The 18145-nt window shown below is 67.8% G+C and carries 15 protein-coding genes; all 15 read left to right on the forward strand.

The window, feature by feature from the left end:
* Positions 1 to 67 precede the first annotated feature (67 nt).
* The 15 genes from livH (at position 68) to accD (ending at position 18013) form a co-directional block, all read left to right on the forward strand.
* Positions 68 to 994: a high-affinity branched-chain amino acid ABC transporter permease LivH gene (gene livH / locus LIN44_RS06690; RefSeq protein WP_018005204.1), complete on the forward strand. Its 927-nt coding sequence runs from the start codon at positions 68 to 70 to the stop codon at positions 992 to 994.
* Positions 995 to 1006: 12 nt separating this feature from the next.
* Entirely contained in the window at positions 1007 to 2287 is a 1281-nt protein-coding gene (locus LIN44_RS06695) for a high-affinity branched-chain amino acid ABC transporter permease LivM (protein WP_227314053.1), read from the forward strand.
* 56 nt (positions 2288 to 2343) lie between these two features.
* Positions 2344 to 3117, forward strand: a complete 774-nt coding sequence (gene livG, locus LIN44_RS06700) for a high-affinity branched-chain amino acid ABC transporter ATP-binding protein LivG (RefSeq protein ID WP_227314352.1) — start codon at positions 2344 to 2346, stop codon at positions 3115 to 3117.
* A complete protein-coding gene (locus LIN44_RS06705) occupies positions 3117 to 3818 on the forward strand; it encodes an ABC transporter ATP-binding protein (protein ID WP_012353364.1) in 702 nt (233 codons plus the stop codon). The genes livG and LIN44_RS06705 overlap by 1 nt, the downstream gene beginning before the upstream one ends.
* A 577-nt stretch (positions 3819 to 4395) precedes the next feature.
* Positions 4396 to 5805, forward strand: coding sequence for a 3-isopropylmalate dehydratase large subunit (leuC, locus tag LIN44_RS06710; RefSeq protein WP_227314054.1), 1410 nt, complete (start codon positions 4396 to 4398; stop codon positions 5803 to 5805).
* Positions 5806 to 5825: 20 nt separating this feature from the next.
* Entirely contained in the window at positions 5826 to 6476 is a 651-nt protein-coding gene (leuD, locus tag LIN44_RS06715) for a 3-isopropylmalate dehydratase small subunit (protein ID WP_012353362.1), read from the forward strand.
* 22 nt (positions 6477 to 6498) lie between these two features.
* Positions 6499 to 7566: a 3-isopropylmalate dehydrogenase gene (gene leuB / locus LIN44_RS06720; protein WP_116370035.1), complete on the forward strand. Its 1068-nt coding sequence runs from the start codon at positions 6499 to 6501 to the stop codon at positions 7564 to 7566.
* A gap of 429 nt (positions 7567 to 7995) precedes the next feature.
* Positions 7996 to 9132, forward strand: coding sequence for an aspartate-semialdehyde dehydrogenase (asd, locus tag LIN44_RS06725; RefSeq protein ID WP_227314055.1), 1137 nt, complete (start codon positions 7996 to 7998; stop codon positions 9130 to 9132).
* A gap of 297 nt (positions 9133 to 9429) precedes the next feature.
* Positions 9430 to 12264, forward strand: a complete 2835-nt coding sequence (locus LIN44_RS06730; protein ID WP_227314056.1) for a FimV/HubP family polar landmark protein — start codon at positions 9430 to 9432, stop codon at positions 12262 to 12264.
* Positions 12265 to 12393: 129 nt separating this feature from the next.
* On the forward strand, positions 12394 to 13212 hold the full coding sequence (gene truA, locus LIN44_RS06735; RefSeq protein WP_227314057.1) for a tRNA pseudouridine(38-40) synthase TruA: 819 nt from the start codon (positions 12394 to 12396) through the stop codon (positions 13210 to 13212).
* Complete coding sequence (locus LIN44_RS06740) at positions 13199 to 13921, forward strand: phosphoribosylanthranilate isomerase (RefSeq protein ID WP_227314058.1); 723 nt, start codon at positions 13199 to 13201, stop codon at positions 13919 to 13921. Before truA ends, LIN44_RS06740 begins: the two co-directional genes overlap by 14 nt.
* A gap of 121 nt (positions 13922 to 14042) precedes the next feature.
* Positions 14043 to 15236: a tryptophan synthase subunit beta gene (gene trpB, locus LIN44_RS06745; protein WP_227314059.1), complete on the forward strand. Its 1194-nt coding sequence runs from the start codon at positions 14043 to 14045 to the stop codon at positions 15234 to 15236.
* The gene (locus tag LIN44_RS06750) at positions 15236 to 16150 is read left to right on the forward strand and encodes a site-specific DNA-methyltransferase (protein ID WP_227314060.1); all 915 of its coding nucleotides are present in this window, start codon (positions 15236 to 15238) and stop codon (positions 16148 to 16150) included. The genes trpB and LIN44_RS06750 overlap by 1 nt, the downstream gene beginning before the upstream one ends.
* 1 nt (position 16151) lies before the next feature.
* Complete coding sequence (trpA, locus tag LIN44_RS06755; protein WP_227314061.1) at positions 16152 to 16949, forward strand: tryptophan synthase subunit alpha; 798 nt, start codon at positions 16152 to 16154, stop codon at positions 16947 to 16949.
* 191 nt (positions 16950 to 17140) lie between these two features.
* Complete coding sequence (accD, locus tag LIN44_RS06760) at positions 17141 to 18013, forward strand: acetyl-CoA carboxylase, carboxyltransferase subunit beta (protein ID WP_227314062.1); 873 nt, start codon at positions 17141 to 17143, stop codon at positions 18011 to 18013.
* The last annotated feature ends 132 nt before the right edge of the window (positions 18014 to 18145 follow it).

Genomic DNA, 18145 nt, shown 5'->3' on the forward strand with positions numbered 1-18145 from the left:
TTGGCAAGTTCGAATGGCTTGGGCGCATCCTGCCGAGGCCAGTTCCGGCGCCTACGAGGCTTCCCCAATGAATGAATTCCTTCCACAGTTCACCCAGCAGCTGGTCAACGGCCTGACGCTGGGTGCGATCTATGCGCTGATCGCCATCGGCTACACAATGGTCTACGGCATCATCGGCATGATCAATTTCGCGCACGGCGAGATTTACATGATCGGTGCCTATGTCGGCCTGGTCACGCTCACCGCCATTGGCGCCCAGGCGGGCTACCCCCTGCCGCTGGTGCTCGGCGCCGCCTTGCTGGTGTCGGTGCTGGTCACCGGCGTCTACGGCTATGCGGTCGAGCGGGTGGCATACCGCCCCTTGCGCGGCGGGCCGCGGCTGGTGCCGCTGATCTCGGCGATCGGCATGTCGATCTTCCTGCAGAACTATGTCCAGATCGGGCAGGGCGCGCGCGATGTATCGGTGCCGGTGCTGATCTCGGGCGCGATCGAGTTCCAGATGGGCGGCGACTTCACCGTCACGGTGCCGTACTCGCGCCTGCTGATCGTCGGCGTGACGCTGGCGCTGATGGTGGCGCTGACGCTGTTCATCGGCCGCTCGCGCATGGGCCGCGCCTGCCGCGCCTGCGCCGAGGACATGCGCATGGCCAACCTGCTCGGCATCGACACCAACAAGGTGATCTCGTTCACCTTCGTGCTGGGCGCGATGCTGGCGGCGGTGGGCGGCGTGCTGATCGGGCTGACCATCGGCAAGCTCAATCCCTTCATCGGCTTCATTGCCGGCATCAAGGCCTTTACCGCGGCGGTGCTGGGCGGCATCGGCAGCATCCCGGGCGCGATGCTCGGCGGCGTGCTGCTGGGCCTGGCGGAAACCTTCGCCTCGGGCTACATGCCGGCCGAATACAAGGACGTGGTGGCCTTCAGCCTGCTGGTGCTGGTGCTGCTGTTCCGTCCGACCGGGCTGCTGGGCAAGCCCGATGTCGAAAAGGTCTGAGGGAGGCGAGACATGACCAACCAAGTTTCCGCGATGTCCGCCGGACACGCCGCGCGCGGCGCCACGCCGGGCCAGTCGCTCAAGAACGCGATCACGGCGGCGGTGATGACCGCCATCCTGACCATCCCCATCCTCGGCCTGCAGCTCAAGCTGGAAGGCTACAAGGTGGTGCTGGAACCGCACTGGCGGCCGGTGTGGCTGGCGGTGGCGGCGGTGTTCCTGTTCCAGTTGTTCAAGCCGGTGCTGTCGCGCGCCGGCAGCGCGGTGCGCCTGCCGGCGCTGCCGCAGCTGGGCGCGCAGCAGCAGCGCGTGGCGGTGTGGGTGCTGCTGGCGGTCGGGCTGGTGTGGCCGTTCTTCGGCTCGCGCGGCGCGGTCGACGTGGCCACGCTGGCGCTGATCTACGTGATCCTGGGTCTGGGCCTGAATATCGTGGTGGGCTATGCCGGCCTGCTCGACCTGGGCTATGTCGGCTTCTATGCGGTGGGCGGCTATACCTACGCGCTGCTGAACCAGTACTTCGGCCTGACCTTCTGGGAATGCCTGCCGATCGCCGCGGCGATGTCGGCGGGCTTCGGCTTCCTGCTCGGCTTCCCGGTGCTGCGCCTGCGCGGCGACTACCTCGCGATCGTCACGCTCGGCTTCGGCGAGATCATCCGCCTGCTGCTGAACAACCTGACCAGCCTGACCGGCGGCCCGGACGGCGTCTCGGGCATTCCCAAGCCCAGCGTGTTCGGCGTCGAGATGGCGCGCAGCGCCAGCGTCGAGGGCACGCGCACCTTCCACGAGCTGATCGGCCTGGACTACGCCAGCCAGCACATGGTGATCTTCCTCTACCTGATCGCGCTGCTGCTGGTCGGCTTCACGCTGTTCGTGACCAGCCGGCTGATCCGCATGCCGATGGGCCGCGCCTGGGAGGCGCTGCGCGAGGACGAGATCGCCTGCCGTTCGCTGGGCCTGAACCCGACCCGCATCAAGCTGTCGGCGTTCACGCTGGGCGCATCGTTCGCCGGCCTGGGCGGCGCGTTCTTCGCGGCGCGCCAGGGCCTGGTCAATCCGGAATCGTTCACCTTCATCGAATCGGCGCTGGTGCTGGCCGTGGTGGTGCTGGGCGGCATGGGCTCGCAGCTGGGCGTGATCCTGGCGGCGATCCTGCTGACGGTGCTGCCCGAAGTGGCGCGCGGCTTTGCCGAATATCGCATGCTGATCTTCGGCCTGGTGATGGTGCTGATGATGATGTGGCGTCCGCAGGGCCTGCTGCCCGCGAGCCGCCCGCACGTGGAGCTTCCCCGATGAATGCGGCAATGAATGCGCCGATGAATGCGCCGATGAATGCGCCGATGAATGCGCCGATGCATGCAACGGCAGAACTGCTGAAGGTGTCGGGCCTGCAGATGCGCTTCGGCGGCCTGCTGGCCGTCGACGGCATCGATTTCGATGTGCGCAAGGACGAGGTCTTTGCCATCATCGGCCCGAACGGCGCCGGCAAGACCACGGTGTTCAACTGCGTCGGCGGCTTCTACAAGCCGACCGCGGGCGACGTGACGCTCGACGGCCATGCCATCGCCGGCCTGCCGAGCCATATGGTGGCGCGCAAGGGCCTGGTGCGCACGTTCCAGAACATCCGCCTGTTCAGGAACCTGACCGTGGTCGAGAACCTGCTGGTGGCGCAGCACCTGCAGGTGCAGTCCGGCATCCTGCGCGGCCTGTTTGCAACCCCGGCCTACCGCCGCGCCGAGCGCGACGCGCTGCAGCGCGCCGCGCAGTGGCTGGAGCGCATGGGCCTGACCAGCGTCGCCAACCGCGAGGCCGGCACGCTTTCCTACGGCCACCAGCGCCGGCTCGAGATTGCGCGCTGCATGATCACCCAGCCGCGCCTGCTGATGCTGGACGAGCCCGCCGCCGGCCTCAACCCGCAGGAGAAGATCGAGCTGCAGCAGCTGATCGACCAGCTGCGGCGCGAGTTCGGCATTGCCGTGCTGCTGATCGAGCACGACATGAGCCTGGTGATGGGCGTGTCCGACCGCATCCTGGTGATGGAGCACGGCAAGCCCATCGTGATCGGCAAGCCCGACGAAGTGCGCAACGACCCGCGCGTGATCAAGGCCTACCTGGGAGAGGACTGATGCTGAAGCTGGAACAGGTCCATACCCACTACGGCGCCGTCGAGGCGCTGTCGGGCGTATCGATCGAAGTCAACAAGGGGGAGATCGTCACCCTGATCGGCAGCAACGGCGCCGGCAAGACGACGCTGATGATGACCGTGTGCGGCACGCCGCGCGCGTCGAGCGGGCGCGTGCTGTTCGAAGGGCAGGACATTACCCATCGCTCGACCCACGAGATCATGCGCCTGGGCATGGCGATCTCGCCCGAGGGCCGGCGCGTGTTCCCGAGCCTGACGGTGCTGGAAAACCTGAAGATGGGCGCGTTCTTCGCGAAGCGCGACGAGATCGAGGCCGGCATCGAGCACGTGTTCAAGCTGTTCCCGCGCCTGAACCAGCGCGCGGGCCAGCGCGCCGGCACCATGTCGGGCGGCGAGCAGCAGATGCTGGCGATCGGCCGCGCGCTGATGAGCCGGCCGCGCCTGCTGCTGCTGGACGAGCCCACGCTGGGCCTGGCGCCGCTGATCATCGCGCAGATCTTCGACATCATCCGCACCATCCGTGACGAAGGCGTCACCGTGTTCCTGGTCGAGCAGAACGCCAACAAGGCGCTGCAGGTGGCGGACCGGGGCTATGTGCTGGAAACCGGCAAGGTGGTGCTGGCCGATACCGGCGCCAACCTGCTGGCCAACGACCGGATCAAGGCCGCCTACCTCGGCGGCTGACGAAGCCGCCCCAAGACCGAAGGGAGGGAGCGGTTTTGGGTGCACCCAAGCCGCCGGAGCTAGCCCAAGCAAGGTGTTCTCCCTCTCCCCTCACGGGGAGAGGGCCGGGGTGAGGGGTGGGCTAGCAAGGAACCACCAAAAGCGAGGCCAACGGTTTTTTCCAGCGTGGCGGCCTTCGCAAGGCCTGTGGTTTTATCCAACCCCGGAGGCTTCGGCCCGCGCCGGCCCTCACCCCCGGCCCCTCTCCCGCGCGCGGGAGAGGGGAGCAAACCAGCACCACGCCGGCCTTTTCGCCATCCGCGAAATCCCCCTTTCGCCAATCACATTACATCGCGGGCGCCTTCCGGGCCAGGCTGGGCGCGGTTCGCCATACCCCCTGTGGCATAATCGATTGCCAAGTCAAGCATTGCCGCAACGCTTGAAATAACGCCCGCTTCCGGCGGCTTCCGGCGCGATCGTCATGATTGCCTGCCGGCTCGCAAGCCGCCGACCGGAGCGGAAAAAACCCCTGCAAACTACTGCGCGGTCGCCGCGGTCCGGCCTGCCAAGGCACGGTCAGCGGTCCCGCCATCGCATCATGGCCAAGACGCTCTACGACAAACTCTGGGATGACCACACCGTCCACGTCGAGGAAGACGGCACCACGCTGCTCTACATCGACCGCCACCTGCTGCACGAAGTGACCAGCCCGCAGGCGTTCGAGGGCCTGAAGCTGGCAGAGCGTCCGGTGTGGCGCGTCAGCGCCAACCTGGCGGTGTCGGACCACAACGTGCCGACCACGGACCGCAGCCAGGGCATTGCCGATCCGGTGTCGAAGCTGCAGGTCGATACGCTCGATGCCAACTGCGACAGCTACGGCATCACCCAGTTCAAGATGAACGACCACCGCCAGGGCATCGTGCACGTGATCGGGCCCGAGCAGGGCGCGACGCTGCCGGGCATGACGGTGGTGTGCGGCGACTCGCATACCAGCACCCACGGCGCCTTCGGCGCGCTGGCGCACGGCATCGGCACCTCGGAAGTCGAGCACGTGCTGGCCACGCAGACGCTGCTGGGCAAGAAGGCCAAGAACATGCTGGTCAAGGTGGAAGGCAAGCTGCCGCGCGGCTGCACCGCCAAGGACATCGTGCTGGCCGTGATCGGCAAGATCGGCACCGCCGGCGGCACCGGCTACACCATCGAGTTCGCCGGCTCTGCCATCCGCGACCTGACCATGGAAGGCCGCATGACGGTCTGCAACATGGCCATCGAAGCGGGCGCACGCGCCGGCCTGGTGGCGGTGGACGAGGTCACGCTGGAATACGTCAAGGGCCGTCCGTATGCGCCGCAGGGCGTGGAGTGGGAGCAGGCCGTGGCCTACTGGCGCACGCTGCATTCCGATGCCGGCGCAAAGTTCGACCAGGTGGTCGAGCTGCGCGCGGAGGACGTGCGCCCGCAGGTGACCTGGGGCACCTCGCCGGAAATGGTCATCAGCATCGAAGACCGCGTGCCGGATCCAGAGAAGGAAAAGGATCCGAACAAGCGCAACGCCATGGAGCGGGCGCTGGAATACATGGGCCTGCAGCCCAACGTGCCGGTCGAGAGCATCAGCATCGACAAGGTCTTCATCGGTTCGTGCACCAACAGCCGCATCGAGGACATGCGCGCCGCCGCGTGGGTGGTGCAGAAGCTGGGCCGCAAGGTTGCGTCGAACGTCAAGCTGGCGATGGTGGTGCCGGGCTCGGGCCTGGTCAAGGAACAGGCCGAGCGCGAAGGGCTGGACCAGGTCTTCAAGGCCGCCGGCTTTGAATGGCGCGAGCCCGGCTGCTCGATGTGCCTGGCGATGAATGCCGACCGCCTCGATCCGGGCGAGCGCTGCGCCTCGACCTCGAACCGCAACTTCGAAGGCCGCCAGGGCGCGGGCGGGCGCACCCACCTGGTGAGCCCGGCGATGGCCGCCGCCGCTGCCATCGAGGGCCATTTCGTCGATATCCGCAAGCTGGGCTGAACAAGCAAGGACAGAGCATCATGGAAAAGTTCACCGTACACAGCGGCCTGGTCGCGCCGCTCGACCGCGAGAACGTCGACACCGACGCCATCATCCCGAAGCAGTTCCTGAAGTCGATCAAGCGCACCGGCTTCGGCCCCAACCTGTTCGACGAGTGGCGCTACAAGGATGTGGGCGAGCCCGGCATGGACAACAGCAAGCGTCCGCTGAACCCGGACTTCGTGCTGAACCAGCCGCGCTACCAGGGCGCGTCGATCCTGCTGGCGCGCCGCAACTTCGGCTGCGGCAGCTCGCGCGAGCACGCGCCGTGGGCGCTGACGCAATACGGCTTCCGCGCCGTGATCGCGCCCAGCTTCGCCGACATCTTCTTCAACAACTGCTACAAGAACGGCCTGCTGCCGGTGGTGCTGAGCGAGCAGCAGGTCGACCACCTGTTCAACGAGACCAACGCGTTCAACGGCTACCAGCTCACCATCGACCTGGACAAGCAGGTGGTGCTGACGCCGTCGGGGCAGGGCTATGAATTCGACATCGCCCCGTTCCGCAAGTACTGCATGCTGAACGGCTTCGACGATATCGGCCTGACCCTGCGCCATGCCGACAAGATCAAGGCCTTCGAGGCCGAGCGCGTGGCGAAGATGCCGTGGCTGAACAACCGCCTGGTCGGATAAGGCTCTACGAGGAAAGACAACAATGAAGATCGCAGTCCTGCCGGGTGACGGCATCGGTCCTGAAATCGTTGCGGAGGCCGTCAAGGTCCTGAACGCGCTCGACGAGAAGTTCGAACTGGAAACCGCGCCGGTGGGCGGCGCCGGCTACGAGGCCGAAGGCCATCCGCTGCCGGAAAACACGCTCAAGCTGGCCAAGGAAGCCGACGCCATCCTGTTCGGCGCCGTCGGCGACTGGAAGTACGACAGCCTGGAGCGCGCGCTGCGCCCCGAGCAGGCCATCCTGGGCCTGCGCAAGCACCTGCAGCTGTTCGCCAACTTCCGACCGGCGATCTGCTATCCGGAACTGACCGGCGCCTCGAGCCTGAAGCCCGAGCTGGTGGCCGGCCTCGACATCCTGATCGTGCGCGAACTGAACGGCGACATCTACTTCGGCCAGCCGCGCGGCCTGCGCGAAGCGCCGGACGGCCTGTTCCAGGGCGCGCGCGAAGCCTTCGACACCATGCGCTACAGCGAGCCGGAAATCCGCCGCATCGCGCATGTGGCGTTCCAGGCCGCGGCCAAGCGCGGCAAGAAGCTGTGCAGCGTCGACAAGGCCAACGTGCTCGAGACCTTCCAGTTCTGGAAGGACATCGTGATCGACGTCAGCAAGGAATATCCGGAAGTCGAGCTGTCGCACATGTACGTCGACAACGCCGCGATGCAGCTGGTCAAGGCGCCCAAGAGCTTCGACGTGATCGTCACCGGCAATATGTTCGGCGACATCCTGTCGGACGAAGCCGCGATGCTGACCGGCTCGATCGGCATGCTGCCGTCGGCGTCGCTCGATGCCAACAACAAGGGCCTGTACGAGCCCTCGCACGGCTCGGCGCCGGACATCGCCGGCAAGGGTATCGCCAATCCGCTGGCGACCATCCTGTCGGCGGCGATGATGCTGCGCTACTCGCTGAACAAGGCCGAGCAGGCCGACCGCATCGAGAACGCCGTCAAGAAGGTGCTGGCCCAGGGCTACCGCACCGGCGACATCCTGACGCCGGGCTGCAAGCAGGTCGGCACCCGCGAGATGGGTGAAGCGGTGCTGGCGGCACTGTAAGCGTCAACACAATTGCATTAAGGTAACAAGCACCGCCGTCATTCCCGCGCAGGCGGGAATCCAGCGTCTTAAAAGTCACTGGGTTCCCGCCTGCGCGGGAACGACGATGATCAGGCCAAAGCTGATCCTGCCCGTTCGGTGCGTTTCTTGAATTCGTCCCCAATTTGCACGCTGCGGCAGCGCCGCAAAATCGTGTAGACTCTGCCGATGGCCCGATTTTCCCAGTCCACCCTGACTGCTGTTGTCGCCCTGACCGCTACCCGCGGCCCGGTTGGCACGATTTCGCTTGGCCAGACCGCAACGACGATTAAAACCATTATTAAAACCGCGATCGCCTAGATCCGTTCGTCGTGCCTGCCCGTCTTCCCCGCGCAGCCACGCCGGGCGAGGAAAATGGCGGGGAAGTAAAAATCACATCCGAGGTAAATCATGATTGTAGGTCTCGTCGGTTGGCGGGGAATGGTCGGCAGCGTCCTGATGCAGCGCATGCAGGAAGAGCGTGATTTCGACCATATCGAGCCCGTCTTCTTCAGCACGTCCAACGCCGGCGGCAAGGCGCCCGCCATGGCCAAGAACGAAACCACGCTCAAGGATGCCAACGACATCGAGGCACTGAAGAAGTGCGACGTGGTGCTGACCGCCCAGGGCGGCGACTACACCAACGAGGTCTTCCCCAAGCTGCGCGCGGCGGGCTGGAAGGGCTACTGGATCGACGCGGCATCGTCGCTGCGGATGAAGGACGATGCCATCATCGTGCTTGATCCGGTCAACCAGGGTGTGATCAAGGACGCGCTGTCCAAGGGCGTCAAGAATTTCATCGGCGGCAACTGCACCGTCAGCTGCATGCTGATGGGCCTGGGCGGCCTGTTCCAGGCCGACCTGATCGAGTGGATGACCTCGATGACCTACCAGGCGGCCTCGGGCGGCGGCGCGCAGCACATGCGCGAACTGCTGACCCAGTTCGGCACGCTCAACGCGTCGGTCAAGCCGCTGCTGGACAACCCGGCGTCGGCCATCCTGGAGATCGATCGCCAGATCCTGTCGACCCAGCACGGCCTGTCGGCGGAAGAAACCAGGCAGTTCGGCGTGCCGCTGGCCGGCAACCTGATCCCCTGGATCGACAAGGACCTGGGCAACGGCCAGTCCAAGGAAGAGTGGAAGGGCGGCGCCGAGACCAACAAGATCCTGGGCCGCGGCGAGGGCTTCCTGGGCGCGACCGGCGCCACGCCGATCTCCGTCGACGGACTGTGCGTGCGCATCGGCGCGATGCGCTGCCACTCGCAGGCGCTGACCATCAAGCTGCGCCGCGATGTGCCGCTGGACGAGATCGAAGGCATGCTCGCCGCGCACAACCCGTGGGCCAAGGTGGTGCCGAATACGCGCGAAGCCAGCATGACCGACCTGACCCCCGCCGCCGTGACCGGCACGCTGACGATCCCGGTCGGCCGCCTGCGCAAGATGCAGATGGGCGGCGAGTACCTGTCGGCCTTCACCGTCGGCGACCAGCTGCTGTGGGGCGCGGCCGAACCGCTGCGCCGCATGCTGCGTATCCTGATCGAGTCCTGATCGAGCCCTGACTGCAGGCCGCTGCCTGTGACCTGGTTGCGTGCGTTGCAGCCAGGCAACAGAATGCAGCGCTTTGCTTACGACGCCGCGCCCATGCGCGGCGTTGTTGTATCCGGGCGCCTATTTTGCTGGGCGATGCGTCACAATACGCCGGCATGCGCCCCGCGCCGGCAGGGACCGGCGCCTGCGCGCGGGCTGGCAAAGGGGCCGTTCAGAATGCTCCGCCGGCCGGGCGGACCTGGTTTATGGGGTCGGTTTGTCGATTCATATCGCTACTAAAACATAACGGAGCACAAGGTGAGTGTGAGCCAACATCGCCGGAAAGATGCGCCTACTGCCCGTCAGCGCTGGTCAACGCTGGCCGTCACGGCACTGGGCCTGCTGCTTGCGCAGCCGGCCGCCTATGCCGCGGGGTTCGGGCAATTGCGGGTTCAGTCGAATCTGGGGCAGCCGCTGCAGGCTGAGATCGACATCAGCGGGGTCACCGCCGAGGAGGCCGCGGGGCTCAGCGTCAAGCTGGCGCCGCCCAGCGCCTATGCCGCGGCCGGCTTGACCTATCTGCCGGCCGTGGGCAGCCTGCGGCTGGAAGTGGAGCGCCGCGCCAACGGCAGCTACGTGGCACGGGTGCGCTCCAGCCAGCCGATCAGCGAGCCCTTCGTCGATATCCTGCTCGACATGAGCTGGGCCAGCGGCAAGGTCTCGCGCGCCTACACCTTCCTGCTCGACCCCGCCGGGGCCAGGGCCTCCAACCAGACTTTCTCGCCGGCCCCGGTGGTGCAAGCCGCCACACCCGACGCACCGGCCGCGCCGGCACCTGCCGCCGCGCAAGCTGCGCCGGCCCAGCAGGCCGCGCCCACCGCCGAGGCCGAGCCGGCCCGGCCGGCCGCACCAGCCCGCCCCGCGCGCCAGAGCGCCAGGCGCGCCGCGGCGCCGGCCGCGGGCACCGACATGGCCCCCGGCGGCGGCTACACCGTGCAGCGCGGCGACACGCTCTATGGCATCGCCGGCGAAGCCGTGCAGGGCCAGGAATCGGTCTCGCTGGACCAGATGCTGGTGGCGCTCTATCGCAACAACCCCAACGCCTTTATCGGCGGCAACATGAACCGCCTGCGCAGCGGCGCGGTGCTGCAGGTGCCGACCCAGCAGCAGGCGCAGGCGGTCTCGCCCAGGGCGGCGCGCCGCGAAGTGGTGGCGCGCACGCAGGGCTTCGACGCCTACCGCAGCCGGCTGGCCAGTGCCGCCGCGGCCAAATCGGTCGAGCCCGACAGCGGCCGCCAGCAGTCCGGCAACGTGACCGCGCGCGTGCAGGAGCAGGCGGCGCCGACTGACGGCCCGCGCGATGAGCTCAAGCTCAGCAAGGCCGCACGTGGCGCGCAGGCCGACGCCGCGGCCAGGGCCGAAGCCGAAGTCGCGCGCGAGCGCCAGCTGAAGGAAGCCGAGGCGCGCCTGGCCCAGCTGCAAAAGAATGTCGGCGACATGCAGAAGCTGCTCGAGCTGAAGAACGCCGAGATCGCCAAGCTCAGCCAGGCCAACCAGGCTGCGCTGGCCGACAAGGAAAAGGCTGACGCCGCCGCCCGCGCGGCTGCCGCAGCGCCGGCCGTGGTGCCGGCCGAGCCGCCCAAGGCCGATGCCGTCGCGAGCACCGCCGCGGCCGCAGCAACCGCTGCAGCGGTCGCGAATGCGGCGAGCGCGCCTGCCGTGCCGGCGGCCGGCGCCAGTGCCGCGGCTGCGGTGGCGTCCGCGGCAGCCTCCGCCGTGGCCGCGGCCCCCGCCTCGCAGCCCGCCGCCGACGTGGCAGCCAACCCGGCGCAAGGTGCCGCATCGACGCCTGCGGCCAAGCCTGTGCCGCCGGTGGTCGCACAGCCCGCGCCGGTGCCCGAGCCGTCGTTCCTCGATGGCCTGCTGGCCAACCCCATGCTGCTGCCGGGCGGCGGCCTGGTGGTGGCGCTGCTGGGCGTGTATGCGATCTATCGCCGCCGCCAGAAGCAGAAGGAGAGCGAGGCCAGTGGCTTCGGCGACAGCATCCTGTCGCAGGAAAGCACGGTGATGGCCGGCGCCAACTCGCTGTTCGGCACCGCCGGTGGCCAGAGCGTCGACACTTCCCAGCACAGCGTGTTCGGCGCCGACTTCCGCATCGGCAACAACACGCCCGAAGCCAACGAGGTCGATCCGATCGCCGAGGCCGAGGTCTATATCGCCTACGGGCGCGATGTGCAGGCCGAGGAAATCCTGCGCGAAGCCCTCGAGAAACACCCGGAGCAGCAGCCGGTACGGCTCAAGCTCCTGGAGATTTACAGCAACAGACAGGATGTGGAAGGGTTCCGCGTGATTGCAGAGGAAATGTTCGCCCAGACCGGCGGACACGGAGCGGAATGGCTGAAGGCCGCGGAAATGGGGCGTGCGCTGGAGCCCGGCAACGCGCTGTTCATGGTGGTGGCGCCGGAGGCTGCGGGCCCCGATACGGCATCGCCGGCAACCGACCAGTGGCGCACGCAGGATCCGTCGCAGAACCCCGCCTCGATCGCGCGGCTGGAGCCGTCGCTGGGCGACCTGTCGCTGCCGCTGGATGCCTTCCCGGCGCCGGCCGCCGGCGACCCGATCGTCGCGCCGGCTTCGGCGGCGATGGTGTTCGGCGCCGAGACGCCGCAGCCGGGCGAGGCTGTGCGCCTCGACATGGGCCTGCCGGGCGCCGATCCGCTGGCCGATGACGACGTGCCCACGCTCGACACGCCGACCCGCGGCCGCCCGCTGGAGTTCGACATGTCGGGGCTGTCGCTGGACCTGGGCAGCGCCCCGCAAGGCAATGCCGCGGCCCCCGCCGCGCTCGACGAGGCCTCGGTGCCGCTGCCCGCCACCACCATGCTGCGCGACGGCAAGCTGGCCGAGCCGATCGACCTGTCGCGGGTGGCACCCGACACCGCCGGCAACCTGGGCCAGAGCGTGTCGCCGAGCACGCTGTCGGCCGACGGCATGGACGGCGGGCGCGACATGCAGATCAAGCTGGACCTGGCGCGCGCCTATATCGAGATCGGCGACAAGGAAGGCGCGCGCGAACTGCTGCAGGAAGTGGTCGAGCAGTCGCAGGATCCGCTGCAGGCCGAGGCCCGCTCGCTGCTGCTCGAAGTGGCCTGAGCTATCATTGGCGGTCCGGCCGCGGCACGCGCTGCCGCGGCCGGAAGCGATGCGCCGGAAGCGTCCCTTCCGGCGCATTTGCTTTTCCGGCGCACAGAGGCTGCGCGCCGCCATGCTTTTTCCCCTGACATGAACCGCATCGCCCTTGGCCTGCACTACGACGGCGCCGCCTTCTCCGGGTGGCAGTCGCAGCCGCACCGCAATACCGTCCAGGACCACCTCGAAGACGCCATCGAGCGCTTTGCCGGCGTGCGCCTGCTGACCACGGTGGCCGGGCGCACCGATGCCGGCGTGCACGCGCTGGGCCAGGTGATCCACCTGGACACCGAACTGGTGCGCGAGCCCTTTTCCTGGGTGCGCGGCGTCAACGCCTTCCTGCCGCCGTCGATCGCGCTGCAATGGGCGCTGCCGGTCGACGACGGCTTCCATGCCCGCTTCCTGGCGTACGAGCGCATGTATTACTACGCGCTCTACACCGGTCCGCACCGGGTGCCGATGGTGCATGGCCGCGCCGGCTACCAGATGCTGCCACCCGGGCAACGGCTCGACGTGGACGCCATGCGCGCAGCCGCGGCGCACCTGATCGGCGAGCATGATTTTTCCGCGTTCCGCGCCGCGGAATGCCAGGCCAAGTCGCCGGTCAAGACCATGTACGACGTCACCATCCGCGACGACGGCAACTGGGTGTTCCTGCGCTTCCGCGCCAGTGCCTTCCTGCACCACATGGTGCGCAACCTGATGGGCTGCCTGGTGGCGGTGGGGCGCGGGCGCTACCCGCCGCAGTGGCTGGCGCAGGTGCTGGCCGGGCGCGACCGCAAGCTGGCAGCGCCTACCTTCATGCCGGACGGCCTCTACCTGGTCGGAGTCAAGTATCCTGATGCTTACCCGATCCCCGCGGCCGACCCGTCCGCGAGCCTGTTCCATGGAGTGTTCGATGACGCAGCCTGAGGGCAGCGCGGCGCACAAGCCGCAGCGCACCCGCATCAAGATCTGCGGCCTGACCCGCGAGGACGACGTGCGCGCCGCGGTCGACGCCGGCGCGGACGCGATCGGGCTGGTGTTCTACCCGAAAAGCCCGCGCTACGTCGATGTGGCGCAAGCCGCGGCGCTGGCCGAGGCCGCCGGGCCGTTCGTCGCGGTGACGGGCCTGTTCGTCAACGCCGAGCTGGAAGACATTGCCCATGTGGCCGAGCGTGTGCCGCTGACGCTGCTGCAACTGCACGGCGACGAGACGCCGCAGTTCTGCACGCAGGCAGCGCAGCGCTGCCGGCTGCCGTTCCTGCGCGCCGCCCGTGTCCGCCCGGGCCTCGATTTGATAGAATTCGCCGATCAATACCGTGATGCCGCTGCCTTGCTGCTCGATGCCTTCGTCGAAGGCTATGGCGGTGGCGGCCACGTCTTCGACTGGACCCTGATTCCTCCGGCATGGCTTCCGCCCAATCCCCCGGTTATGGCAACCGGCAACCCGAACGCAAGCGGCGCTCCTCGCATCGTTTTGAGTGGTGGGTTGAACGCGCAAAACGTCGCTGGCGCGATTGAGCGCGTGCGCCCCTACGCCGTCGATGTCAGCAGCGGGGTAGAGGCCGCCAAGGGCGTGAAGGACCACGCCCGCATTGCCGAATTCGTGCGCGCCGTCCGCAGCGCCAGCGCAGGATGAGCCGGGTCGAGGTCCGATCCCTTCCGCATCCCGCGCCCGCCGCTCCCGAGCCGTCGCGCACCCAGTCAACCAGGCGAGCCTTGCCGTGCCAGGCCAGGCCGCTGTTCCGAAGAGCCTAGACATGTACGACCTGCCCGATTCCCGCGGCCATTTCGGCCCCTATGGCGGCACCTTCGTGTCCGAAACGCTGGTGCACGCGCTCGATGAGCTGCGCGACGCCTATGCGCATTACCAGAAGGATCCCGAGTTCGACGCCGAATTCCGCCGCGAGCTGAAGCACTTCGTCGGCCGCCCGTCGCCGATCTACCACGCGCAGCGCTGGAGCGAGACGCTCGGCGGCGCGCAGATCTACTTCAAGCGCGAGGACCTGAACCACACCGGCGCGCACAAGATCAACAACGTCATCGGCCAGGCGCTGCTGGCCAGGCGCATGGGCAAGCCGCGCGTGATCGCCGAGACCGGCGCCGGGCAGCACGGCGTGGCCACGGCCACCATCGCCGCCCGCTTCGGCATGGAGTGCGTGGTCTACATGGGCGCCGAGGACGTCAAGCGCCAGGCCGCCAACGTCTACCGCATGAAGCTGCTGGGCGCGACCGTGGTGCCGGTGGAAAGCGGCTCGCGCACGCTCAAGGACGCGCTCAACGAGGCCATGCGCGACTGGGTCACCAACGTCGAGAACACCTTCTACATCATCGGCACCGTGGCCGGCCCGCACCCGTACCCGATGATGGTGCGCGACTTCCAGTGCGTGATCGGCGAGGAAGCCAAGCTGCAGATGCCGGAAATGACCGGGCGCCAGCCGGATGCGGTGATCGCCTGCGTCGGCGGCGGCTCCAATGCCATGGGCATCTTCTACCCGTACATCGAGCACCAGGACGTGCAGCTGATCGGCGTCGAAGCCGCCGGCGATGGCCTCGACACCGGCCGCCACGCGGCTTCGCTGACCGGCGGCACGCCGGGCGTGCTGCACGGCAACCGCACCTACCTGCTGCAGGACGACAACGGCCAGATCATCGAGACCCATTCGGTCTCGGCCGGCCTGGACTACCCCGGCGTCGGCCCCGAGCATGCCTGGCTCAAGGACAGTGGCCGCGCGCAGTATGTGCCGGTCACCGACGAGGAAGCGCTCAAGGCTTTCCACGACTGCTGCCGCATCGAGGGCATCATCCCGGCGCTGGAATCGAGCCATGCCATCGCCTATGCCTGCAAGCTGGCGCCGACGCTGCCCAGGGACAAGCTGCTGCTGGTGAACCTGTCCGGCCGCGGCGACAAGGACATGCACACCGTGGCCGAGCGCGCGGGGCTCAAGCTCTGATGCGCGCGCTGCCTCCGACCGGACTTGCCGTGGGCGGCGCCGGCGCGCCGGATGCTGCCGGCGCCCCCGACTCCGCCCAGTTGCGCCTGTTCCAGGAAGACATGTTCGAGGGCATTGCCCGCCTGCCGGACGGCTCGGTGGACCTGATCGTCGCCGATCCGCCGTACGGGCTGGGCAAGGACTACGGCAACGATTCCGACCTGCTGTCGGGCCAGGCCTACCTGGACTGGTCCGAGCGCTGGATGGACGCGGTGGTGCCGAAGCTCGCGCCCAGGGGCACGCTCTACCTGTTCTGCACGTGGCAGTACTCGCCGGAGCTGTTCGTGATGCTGAAGCGGCGCCTGACCATGATCAACGAGATCATCTGGGACCGCCGCGTGCCCAGCATGGGCGGCACCACGCGCAAGTTCTCGTCGGTGCACGACAACATCGGCTTCTTCGCCAAGGCGCGCGACTACTACTTCGATCTCGACCCGGTGCGCATCCCGTACGACCCCGAGACCAAGAAGGCGCGCAGCCGGCCGCGTTTCGAAGGCAAGAAGTGGCTGGAGGTGGGCTACAACCCGAAGGACCTGTGGAGCGTCTCGCGCATCCACCGCCAGGACCCGGAGCGCGCTAACCATCCGACGCAGAAGCCGCTGGAGATCGTCGAGCGCATGGTGCTGTCGAGCTGCCCGCCGGGTGGCCTGGTGCTGGATCCGTTCGCCGGCAGCGGCACCACCGCGGTGGCGTGCCTGCGCCACGGCCGGCGCTTTGTCGGCTACGAGATCAACCCGGAGTACGTGCAGGTGGCGTGCGGGCGCGTGGCCGCGGCAGCGCAAGCCATGCCCGCGATCGAGCCCGATGCCGCCCCAACCCTGGCCGCCGCCAATGACGATGCCTCGCCGGCGCCGCGGCCTCACCTGATTCCCTGATATGTCCCGTATCCAGAAGACGTTCGCGGCGCTGGCCGCGCAGCAGAAGAAGGGCCTGATTCCGTTCATCACCGCCGGCGATCCCGAGCCCGGCCTGACCGTGGCGCTGATGCACGCGCTGGTGGCGGGCGGCGCCGACGTGATCGAGCTGGGGGTGCCGTTCTCCGACCCCATGGCCGACGGCCCGGTGATCCAGCGCGCCTCCGAGCGCGCGCTGGCGCAGGGCGTGTCGCTGACGCAGGTGCTGCAGTGGGTTCGCGAGTTCCGCCAGACCAATGCCGATACGCCGGTGGTGCTGATGGGCTATGCCAACCCGATCGAGCGCATGGGCGAAGCGGCTTTTGCCAAGGCTGCCAGCGCCGCCGGCGTCGACGGCGTGCTGGTGGTCGACTATCCGCCCGAGGAGTGCGAGTCGTTCGCCGGGCTGATGCGCGACCACGGCATGGACCCGATCTTCCTGCTGGCGCCGACCTCGACCGATGCGCGCATCGAGGCGGTCGCGCGTGTCGCCAGCGGCTACCTGTACTACGTCTCGCTCAAGGGCGTGACCGGCTCGGCCGCGATCGACCTCGACAGCGTGGCGGCGCGCCTGCCGCTGATCAAGCAGCACGCCAACCTGCCGGTGGGGGTGGGCTTCGGCATCCGCGACGCGCAGACCGCGCGCGCGATCGGCAGCGTGGCCGATGCCGTGGTGATCGGCAGCCGGCTGGTGCAGTTGCTGGAAGACACGCCGCGGGAGCAGGCCGTGGCGAAGCTGCAATCGTTCATCGCCGAAATTCGTCAGGCGCTGGACGCCTGAAGTGATCCTGAAGTGATCCATTGCCGGCTTGGATTCGCCTGAAAGGTGCGTTATGGTGCGCAATTCGCGCGTTGCGCTTCGGGCTCACCGCGCCGGCATGGTAAATTCGCGGGTTGATTCCCTGCCTTCCGCCAACCGGCGCCCCGACCATGGGTCTGCCGGCGGACCGCAGTCATCCGAAAGGAGCTTTCATGAGCTGGTTGGATAAACTCCTGCCCCCCAAGATTCAACAGACCGACCCCAGCACCCGCAAGGGCATCCCCGAGGGGTTGTGGGTCAAGTGCCCGTCGTGCGAGTCCACCCTGTACCGGACCGACGTCGAGGCCAACCTGCACGTCTGCCCCAAGTGCGACCACCATATGCGCATCAGCGCACGCGCGCGGCTGGACGCGCTGCTGGACGCCGAGGGCCGCTATGAGATCGGCCAGGAAATCGTGCCGGTCGACGCGCTCAAGTTCAAGGATTCCAAGAAGTACCCGGACCGCATCAAGGCCGCCATGGAAGACACCGGCGAGACCGATGCCATGGTGGTGATGGGCGGTGCCATCCACACCATCCCGGTGGTGGCGAGCTGCTTCGAGTTCGAGTTCATGGGCGGCTCGATGGGCTCGGTGGTGGGCGAGCGCTTCGTGCGCGGCGCGCAGGCCGCGCTCGAGCAGAAGGTGCCGTTCATCTGCTTTACCGCCACCGGCGGCGCACGCATGCAGGAAAGCCTGCTGTCGCTGCTGCAGATGGCCAAGACCACGGCGATGCTGAACCAGCTGAGCGCGGCCAAGCTGCCGTTCATCAGCGTGCTGACCGACCCGACCATGGGCGGCGTGTCGGCTTCGTTCGCCTTCCTGGGCGACGTGGTGATCGCCGAACCGAAGGCGCTGATCGGCTTTGCCGGCCCGCGCGTGATCGAGCAGACCGTGCGCGAGAAGCTGCCGGAAGGCTTCCAGCGCTCGGAATTCCTGCTGACCAAGGGCGCCATCGACATGATCGTCGACCGCCGCAAGATGCGCGCCGAACTGGCGCAGCTGCTGGCGCTGCTGCAGAAGCAGCCCGCCGACGCGGTGGCCTGACGCGGCCCCGGTCGCGATCCTGAAGGCGCGGGTGGTTGACGCGCCTTTCGCCTTTTCTGGACGCGCGTGGCGCGGGCCCTTGACTTTGCGCCCGCCTGCCCGAATCTGGTAGCAAACGCTTCAAAACGCTTC

Source organism: Cupriavidus sp. MP-37 (assembly GCF_020618415.1).
In the GTDB taxonomy this organism is placed as follows: domain Bacteria; phylum Pseudomonadota; class Gammaproteobacteria; order Burkholderiales; family Burkholderiaceae; genus Cupriavidus.

What these genes read in the sequence shown, in the direction of transcription:
- truA (WP_227314057.1), top strand. Translation starts at nt 12,394, where the DNA reads ATGAACCGCATCGCCCTTGGCCTGCACTACGACGGCGCCGCCTTCTCC.
- leuC (WP_227314054.1), top strand. Translation starts at nt 4,396, where the DNA reads ATGGCCAAGACGCTCTACGACAAACTCTGGGATGACCACACCGTCCAC.
- livG (WP_227314352.1), top strand. Translation starts at nt 2,344, where the DNA reads ATGCATGCAACGGCAGAACTGCTGAAGGTGTCGGGCCTGCAGATGCGC.
- LIN44_RS06695 (WP_227314053.1), top strand. Translation starts at nt 1,007, where the DNA reads ATGACCAACCAAGTTTCCGCGATGTCCGCCGGACACGCCGCGCGCGGC.
- leuB (WP_116370035.1), top strand. Translation starts at nt 6,499, where the DNA reads ATGAAGATCGCAGTCCTGCCGGGTGACGGCATCGGTCCTGAAATCGTT.
- LIN44_RS06750 (WP_227314060.1), top strand. Translation starts at nt 15,236, where the DNA reads ATGCGCGCGCTGCCTCCGACCGGACTTGCCGTGGGCGGCGCCGGCGCG.
- LIN44_RS06705 (WP_012353364.1), top strand. Translation starts at nt 3,117, where the DNA reads ATGCTGAAGCTGGAACAGGTCCATACCCACTACGGCGCCGTCGAGGCG.
- accD (WP_227314062.1), top strand. Translation starts at nt 17,141, where the DNA reads ATGAGCTGGTTGGATAAACTCCTGCCCCCCAAGATTCAACAGACCGAC.
- livH (WP_018005204.1), top strand. Translation starts at nt 68, where the DNA reads ATGAATGAATTCCTTCCACAGTTCACCCAGCAGCTGGTCAACGGCCTG.
- LIN44_RS06740 (WP_227314058.1), top strand. Translation starts at nt 13,199, where the DNA reads ATGACGCAGCCTGAGGGCAGCGCGGCGCACAAGCCGCAGCGCACCCGC.
- trpB (WP_227314059.1), top strand. Translation starts at nt 14,043, where the DNA reads ATGTACGACCTGCCCGATTCCCGCGGCCATTTCGGCCCCTATGGCGGC.
- leuD (WP_012353362.1), top strand. Translation starts at nt 5,826, where the DNA reads ATGGAAAAGTTCACCGTACACAGCGGCCTGGTCGCGCCGCTCGACCGC.
- asd (WP_227314055.1), top strand. Translation starts at nt 7,996, where the DNA reads ATGATTGTAGGTCTCGTCGGTTGGCGGGGAATGGTCGGCAGCGTCCTG.
- trpA (WP_227314061.1), top strand. Translation starts at nt 16,152, where the DNA reads ATGTCCCGTATCCAGAAGACGTTCGCGGCGCTGGCCGCGCAGCAGAAG.